We start from the raw sequence: 6,856 nt of genomic DNA, 5'->3' as shown, positions 1-6,856 counted from the left end.
CCCACACCGGCCGCCGCACGGACCCGAACCCCCACCCGCCGCACGGGCCCGCCTCACGGCACAAGGCGCACCGGCCGGGTCACACGACGTGGCAGAGGCGATCCCCCGGGCCTGGCGCGACGTGCGCAACGACTGAACCACGACCGGGCGCCGGGCTCACCCGTACGGTGAGCCCGCACCCGCCGACGGCGGAGCCGCGCGGTCCCCCAGACCTGGCGGAACGTGCGAGACGACTGAACCAGCGCGGTGCCCACCCCTACGGCGACCACACGCCCCGCCGACAGCAAGACCGCCCCACACCGGCCGCCGCACGGACCCGAACCCCCACCCGCCGCACGGGCCCGCCTCACGGCACAAGGCGCACCGGCCGGGTCACACGACGTGGCAGAGTCGCCCCCCCGGGCCTGGCGCGACGTGCGCAACGACTGAACCACGACCGGGCGCCGGGCTCACCCGTACGGTGGGCCCGTGCCCGGCGGTGGTGAGGCCGCCGGGTGCCTCCGGAGCTACTCCACCGTCACCGACTTCGCCAGGTTCCGCGGCTGGTCCACCTCGTTGCCCCGGGCCGTCGCCAGTTCGCAGGCGAAGACCTGCAGCGGCACCGTGGCCACCAGGGGCTGCAGCAGGGTCGGGGTGGCCGGCACGCGCACGAGGTGGTCGGCGTAGGGGGCCACCGCCTCGTCGCCCTCCTCGGCGATGACGATGGTGCGGGCGCCGCGGGCGCGGATCTCCTGGATGTTGGACACGATCTTGTCGTGGAGGACCGAGCGCCCGCGCGGGGACGGCACGATCACGACGACCGGCAGGTCCTCCTCGATCAGCGCGATCGGCCCGTGCTTCAGCTCGCCCGCCGCGAAGCCCTCGGCGTGCATGTACGCCAGCTCCTTCAGCTTGAGGGCGCCTTCGAGGGCGACAGGGTGGCCGACGTGGCGGCCGAGGAAGAGCACCGTGTTCTTGTGGGCGAGGGAGCGGGCCAGTTCCCGCACGGGGTCCATGGTCCCCAGCACCCGTTCGACCGCGCCGGAGATGCCGGACAGGTCGCGGACGACGTCGCGGATCTCGTCGCCGTACTTGGTGCCGCGCACCTGGCCCAGGTAGAGGGCGACCAGATAGCAGGCCACCAGCTGGGTGAGGAAGGCCTTGGTGGAGGCGACGGCGACCTCGGGGCCCGCGTGGGTGTAGAGCACGGCGTCGGACTCGCGGGGGATGGTCGAACCGTTGGTGTTGCAGATGGCGAGGACCCGGGCGCCCTGCTCGCGGGCGTGGCGCAGGGCCATCAGGGTGTCCATGGTCTCGCCGGACTGGGAGATCGCGACGACCAGGGTCTGCTGGTCGAGGATCGGGTCGCGGTAGCGGAACTCGCTGGCCAGCTCCACCTCGCAGGGGATCCGCGTCCAGTGCTCGATGGCGTACTTGGCGATGAGCCCGGCGTGGTACGCCGTACCGCAGGCCACGACGACGACCTTGCCGACCTCCCGCAGCACCTCCGGAGGGATGCGCACCTCGTCCAGGCTCAGCGTGCCGGAGCCGTCGATGCGGCCGAGGAGGGTGTCGGCGACGGCCTTCGGCTGCTCGGCGATCTCCTTGAGCATGAAGGAGGCGTAGCCGGCCTTCTCGGCGGCCGAGGCGTCCCAGTCGACGTGGTAGGAGCGGACGTCGGCCGGGGTGCCGTCGAACGCGGTGACGGTGACGCCGTCCCGGCGCAGTTCGACGACCTGGTCCTGACCCAGCTCGACGGCGTCCCGGGTGTGGGCGATGAAGGCCGCGACGTCCGAGGCGAGGAAGTACTCGCCCTCCCCCACGCCCACCACGAGCGGCGAGTTGCGGCGCGCGCCCACCACCACGTCCGGCGCGTCCGCGTGCACGGCGACCAGCGTGAACGCGCCCTCCAGCCGCCGGCACACCAGCCGCATCGCCTCGGCGAGGTCGGCGCAGCCGGAGTACTCCTCGGCGAGCAGGTGGGCGACGACCTCGGTGTCGGTCTCGGAGGGCAGTTCGTGGCCGCGCTCCGCCAGTTCGGCCCGCAGCGGCGCGAAGTTCTCGATGATGCCGTTGTGGACCACGGCGACCCGGCCCGCGTTGTCCAGGTGCGGGTGGGCGTTGGCGTCGGTGGGGCCGCCGTGGGTGGCCCAGCGGGTGTGGCCGATGCCGGTGGCGGCGGCCGGCAGCGGATGTTCGGACAGTTCCTTGTCGAGGTTGACGAGCTTGCCGGCCCGCTTGGCGGTGGCGAGGCCGCCGTCCGCGAGCACGGCGACGCCCGCCGAGTCGTATCCCCGGTACTCGAGCCGCTTCAGTCCGGCCATCACGACATCGAGTGCCGACTGAGGCCCCACGTATCCCACGATTCCGCACATAAGCGGCAGCCTACGAGCAGAATCGATCGCGAGGCGGCCGGAAAGCCGGCCCTCTGTGCCCGAAATCGGAAATTCCCGCCGGGGAAGGAACGCCTCCGGCCACCCCCGCGTCAGCCGAGTTTGGCGAGCTGCGCGTCGCTGATCTCGGTGGGGAAGGGGAAGTCCTCGCCGGTACTGGCGGCGGCGAGATTCAGCACGGTGAAGGAGGCCACGGTGGCGCCCTTGCGGGTGACGCAGACCTTGACCGGGAACGTGTCGCCGTCGTCGCCGGTCATCGTCATCGTCATCGCGACCGCCTCGTCGGCGCCGCCGGATGCCGGGGCCTCGGCCACCTTGGCGATGCGGGCCGTTTCACCCATCGCGGTGAAGGTGAACCCGCCCGCGCACGCGCCGGCCGCCTCCTTCACGTCCTTCAGGACGGCCTCGGCACCGCCGTCCTCGTAGGAGGCCAGGGTCACCAGGACCTTGTCCAGGTCGAACGCGGCCCCGATGGCCTCCTCGGTGCTCGCGTCCCCGGACGGCTTCTTCGGCCCCTCGGTCCAGCTCCGCTTGACGGACGCGGCGGGCTCGCCCAGCGGGACGCCCGTCTCGGCGAGGGCGAGCGGCTCGCACCGCGCCTCCTGGGGCTTCACCTTGCCCTTGGCGACGTCGTCCGCGGCCGACACCTCGGTGACCTTGCCGCCCTTCACGTCCGCCTGAGCCAGGGCGGCCTTCTCCAGCTCGGCGGCGGTGAGCGCCTTGGGCGCCGGGGCCGCGGAGGCGGTCTTGCCGGCCCCGCCCCTGTCATCGCCGGCCGCCTTGTCGCCGTCGCCCTGCGAGGAGCCGCACGCGGTGACGGCCAGGGCCAGGACGGCCACGGGCGAGGCGAGGGCGGTACGGCGGACAGATGACAGTCTCACGTCGGACTCTTTCTTCCAGGTGGCGGGAGTTCCGCACAAACGTGCGAAGACTGTACGCACAGTCGCCTCACAGATGATCAAGGCTGCGGCACCCGGTATCCGACCGTGACGCCCGCGTGACCTCGTCGGCGACCGCCCTCGGGCGGACGTGACGCAGCCCACCTGCCGCCCCGTTCGTACTCCGTTAACAATGGACTGTGATCTCTCCGGTCCCCTCGATTCCCCGGAGCGCCCACCGGCAGCGGCCGGAGGCGACTCCCTACGTCGACCTCACCCGCCCCGAGTGGAGCGCGCTGCGCGACAAGACGCCGCTGCCGCTGACCGCCGAGGAGGTGGAGAAGCTGCGCGGCCTCGGCGACGTCATCGACCTCGACGAGGTGCGGGACATCTACCTCCCGCTCTCCCGGCTGCTCAACCTCTACGTCGGCGCCACCGACGGCCTGCGCGGCGCGCTGAACACCTTCCTCGGCGAGCAGGGCTCCCAGTCCGGCACCCCCTTCGTCATAGGGGTCGCCGGCTCGGTCGCGGTCGGCAAGTCCACGGTCGCCCGGCTGCTCCAGGCGCTGCTCTCCCGCTGGCCGGAGCACCCGCGCGTGGAGCTGGTGACGACCGACGGCTTCCTGTTGCCGACGCGGGAGCTGGAGGCGCGCGGCCTCATGTCGCGGAAGGGTTTCCCCGAGTCGTACGACCGCCGGGCGCTGACCCGCTTCGTCGCCGACATCAAGGCGGGCAAGGCGGAGGTGACCGCCCCGGTCTACTCCCACCTCATCTACGACATCGTCCCGGACCAGCGGCTCGTCGTCCGCCGCCCCGACATCCTGATCGTGGAGGGCCTCAACGTGCTCCAGCCCGCGCTGCCCGGCAAGGACGGCCGCACCAGGGTCGGACTCGCCGACTACTTCGACTTCAGCGTGTACGTCGACGCGCGCGCCGAGGACATCGAGCGCTGGTACCTCAACCGCTTCCGCAAGCTGCGCGCGACCGCCTTCCAGAACCCGTCGTCGTACTTCCGCAAGTACACGCAGGTGTCGGAGGAGGAGGCCCTCGACTACGCCCGCACCACCTGGCGCACCATCAACAAGCCCAACCTGGTGGAGAACGTGGCCCCCACCCGCGGCCGGGCCACCCTGGTGCTGCGCAAGGGCCCCGACCACAAGGTGCAACGCCTGAGCCTGCGCAAGCTGTGAAGCGGGCGCCGCGCGGTAGAAATACCGGATGCTGCATCTGCGCCTGATCACCCCGGCGGACCGCACCGACGAGGTGGTCCGCCTGATCGACCGTACGGTTGGCACCACCCACCTCGTCGTCCTGCCGGGCGCCGCCCGCGAACCCGCGGGCGATGTCGTCATGTGCGACGTGGCCCGCGAGGCCGGTGACGAACTCATCAACGGCCTGAGGGCGTTGGACATCGACAGCCGCGGCGCTATCACCGCCGAGCGGATCGACCTGTCGCTGTCCGAGCACGCCGACCGGGCGGAGCGGGAGGCGCCCGGCGAGCCGGCCGACGCGGTGCTGTGGGAGGAGCTGGAAGAGGCGACGAACGAGGAGTCGACGCTCTCCATCACCTACGTCGCCTTCATCACGATCGCCACGATGATCGCGGCCTGCGGCGTGGTCCTCGACAACGCGGTCCTGATCGTCGGCGCGATGGCCGTCGGCCCGGACTTCGGCCCTCTCGCCGGGACCTCCACGGCGATCGTGCAGCGCGCCCCGCGCCTCGCCCTGCGTTCCCTGACCGCCCTGCTGGTGGGCTTCGCGGTGGCGATCGCGGTGACGGTGGGCTTCAGCTGGATCATGACCGGGTTCGGCCAGTTCAGCGAGGGCCTGCTGGAGGGCGACCGGCCCAACACCGGCTTCGTCTACGCCCCGGACGCCTTCTCCTTCGTGGTGGCGATCCTGGCCGGCGTCGCGGGCACCCTGTCCCTGACGTCGGCGAAGTCCGGCGCCCTGGTGGGCGTGGCCATCTCCGTCACCACGGTCCCGGCCGCCGCGAACGCGGCCGTCGCCCTGAGCTTCGGCGACACGAAACAGACGGTGGGCTCCACCGAACAACTCCTGCTCAACCTGGCAGGCATCGTGGTCGCCGGAACCCTCACGCTGTTGGTCCAGAAGGCCCTGTGGTCAACCCAACGAAGCCGGATGAGCAGACCCGCCTAGGGGCGCGGGGAACTGCGCGACCGGCCACAACGAACCGGCAGCCCGCGTCGCACAGAACCCCGGCCCCGAACCCGGCACCGAAAACTATCCCAGCGCGGACTTCACCGAATCGGCCAACCGCCCCGCCACCGACCGAGCCTGCTCGATGTCCGCCGCCTCGACCATCACCCGCACCAGCGGCTCGGTCCCCGAGGGGCGCAGCAGCACCCGCCCGGTGCTGCCCAGCTCCCGCTCCGCCTCGGCCACCGCCGTGGCCAGCTCGGCAGAGCTCGTCACCCGCGACTTGTCCACGTCCGGCACGTTCACCAGCACCTGCGGCAGCCGCTCCATCACGGACGCGAGGTCCCGCAGCGTACGGCCGGTCTGCGCGACCCGCGCCGCCAGCATCAGGCCGGTCAGCGTTCCGTCGCCGGTGGTGGCGTGGTCGAGGATGATGACGTGGCCGGACTGCTCGCCGCCGAGGGCGTAGCCGTGCTCCTTCATCTCCTCCAGGACGTACCGGTCGCCGACCGAGGTCGCCACGAACCGGATGCCCTCGCGCTCCATGGCGAGCTTGAAGCCCAGGTTGGACATGACGGTGGCCACGACGGTCTCGGACCGCAGCGCCTCCCGCTCCCGCATCGCGAGCGCGAGCACCGCGAGGATCTGGTCGCCGTCGACCTCCGCACCGGTGTGGTCCACGGCCAGGCAGCGGTCGGCGTCGCCGTCGTGGGCGATGCCGAGGTCGGCGCCGTGCTCGACCACGGCCGCCTTGAGCAGGTCGAGGTGGGTGGAGCCGCAGCCGTCGTTGATGTTGAGGCCGTCGGGCACCGCACCGATGGTGACCAGCTCGGCTCCGGCCCGCGCGAACGCCTCCGGCGAGACCCGGGAGGCCGCTCCGTGCGCCTCGTCGAGGACGATCTTCAGACCGTCGAGGCGGTTCGGCAGGACGCCGACGAGGTGGGCGACGTACTGGTCGAGCCCCTCGTCGTAGTCGCGTACGCGGCCGACGCCGGCGCCGGTCGGGCGGTCCCAGGGGGCACCGGTGCGGTGGTCGGCGTAGACGGACTCGATGCGGTCCTCCAGCTCGTCGGCGAGCTTGTGCCCGCCGCGGGCGAAGAACTTGATGCCGTTGTCGGGCATGGCGTTGTGGCTGGCGGACAGCATCACGCCGAGGTCCGCGCCGAGCGCGCCGGTGAGGTGGGCCACCGCGGGCGTCGGCAGCACGCCGACCCGCAGCACGTCCACACCGGCGCTGGCCAGGCCCGCGACCACCGCGGCCTCCAGGAACTCCCCGGAGGCGCGCGGGTCCCGGCCGACCACCGCGGTCGCCCGGTGCCCGGCGAAGGTGCCCGCCTCGGCCAGTACGTGCGCCGCGGCTACGGAGAGGCCCAGCGCCAGCTCGGCCGTCAGATCCGCGTTGGCGACACCGCGCACGCCGTCCGTGCCGAAGAGTCGTCCCACTTG

5 protein-coding genes are annotated in these 6,856 nt (G+C 72.2%); 2 read left to right on the top strand and 3 right to left on the bottom strand.

The annotated features are described in order from the left end of the window. Positions 1–506 precede the first annotated feature (506 nt). Both glmS and ACIQFU_RS04325 read right to left on the bottom strand, forming a co-directional pair. Entirely contained in the window at positions 507–2,354 is a 1,848-nt protein-coding gene (glmS, locus tag ACIQFU_RS04330) for a glutamine--fructose-6-phosphate transaminase (isomerizing) (protein ID WP_402548841.1), read from the bottom strand. A gap of 110 nt (positions 2,355–2,464) precedes the next feature. Beyond that, positions 2,465–3,253: a hypothetical protein gene (locus ACIQFU_RS04325; RefSeq protein WP_402548839.1), complete on the bottom strand. Its 789-nt coding sequence runs from the start codon at positions 3,251–3,253 to the stop codon at positions 2,465–2,467. A 197-nt stretch (positions 3,254–3,450) separates the two neighbouring features. Between ACIQFU_RS04325 and coaA the strand changes: the two genes are divergently transcribed. Both coaA and ACIQFU_RS04315 read left to right on the top strand, forming a co-directional pair. Further along, a complete protein-coding gene (gene coaA / locus ACIQFU_RS04320) occupies positions 3,451–4,440 on the top strand; it encodes a type I pantothenate kinase (RefSeq protein ID WP_385348319.1) in 990 nt (329 codons plus the stop codon). Between the two features lie 28 nt (positions 4,441–4,468). Next, positions 4,469–5,410: a DUF389 domain-containing protein gene (locus ACIQFU_RS04315; RefSeq protein WP_402548838.1), complete on the top strand. Its 942-nt coding sequence runs from the start codon at positions 4,469–4,471 to the stop codon at positions 5,408–5,410. An 84-nt stretch (positions 5,411–5,494) separates the two neighbouring features. On the opposite strand, the gene glmM is transcribed toward ACIQFU_RS04315, so the two are convergent. Further along, positions 5,495–6,853 carry a phosphoglucosamine mutase gene (glmM, locus tag ACIQFU_RS04310; protein WP_402548836.1) on the bottom strand — a complete coding sequence of 453 codons (1,359 nt, stop codon included), beginning with the start codon at positions 6,851–6,853 and terminating at the stop codon, positions 5,495–5,497. Positions 6,854–6,856 lie beyond the last annotated feature (3 nt).

Source organism: Streptomyces sp. NPDC093065 (assembly GCF_044754585.1).
In the GTDB taxonomy this organism is placed as follows: domain Bacteria; phylum Actinomycetota; class Actinomycetes; order Streptomycetales; family Streptomycetaceae; genus Streptomyces.
Note: the sequence above shows the minus strand (reverse complement) of the source record. Positions and strands in the feature narration are given on the sequence as shown.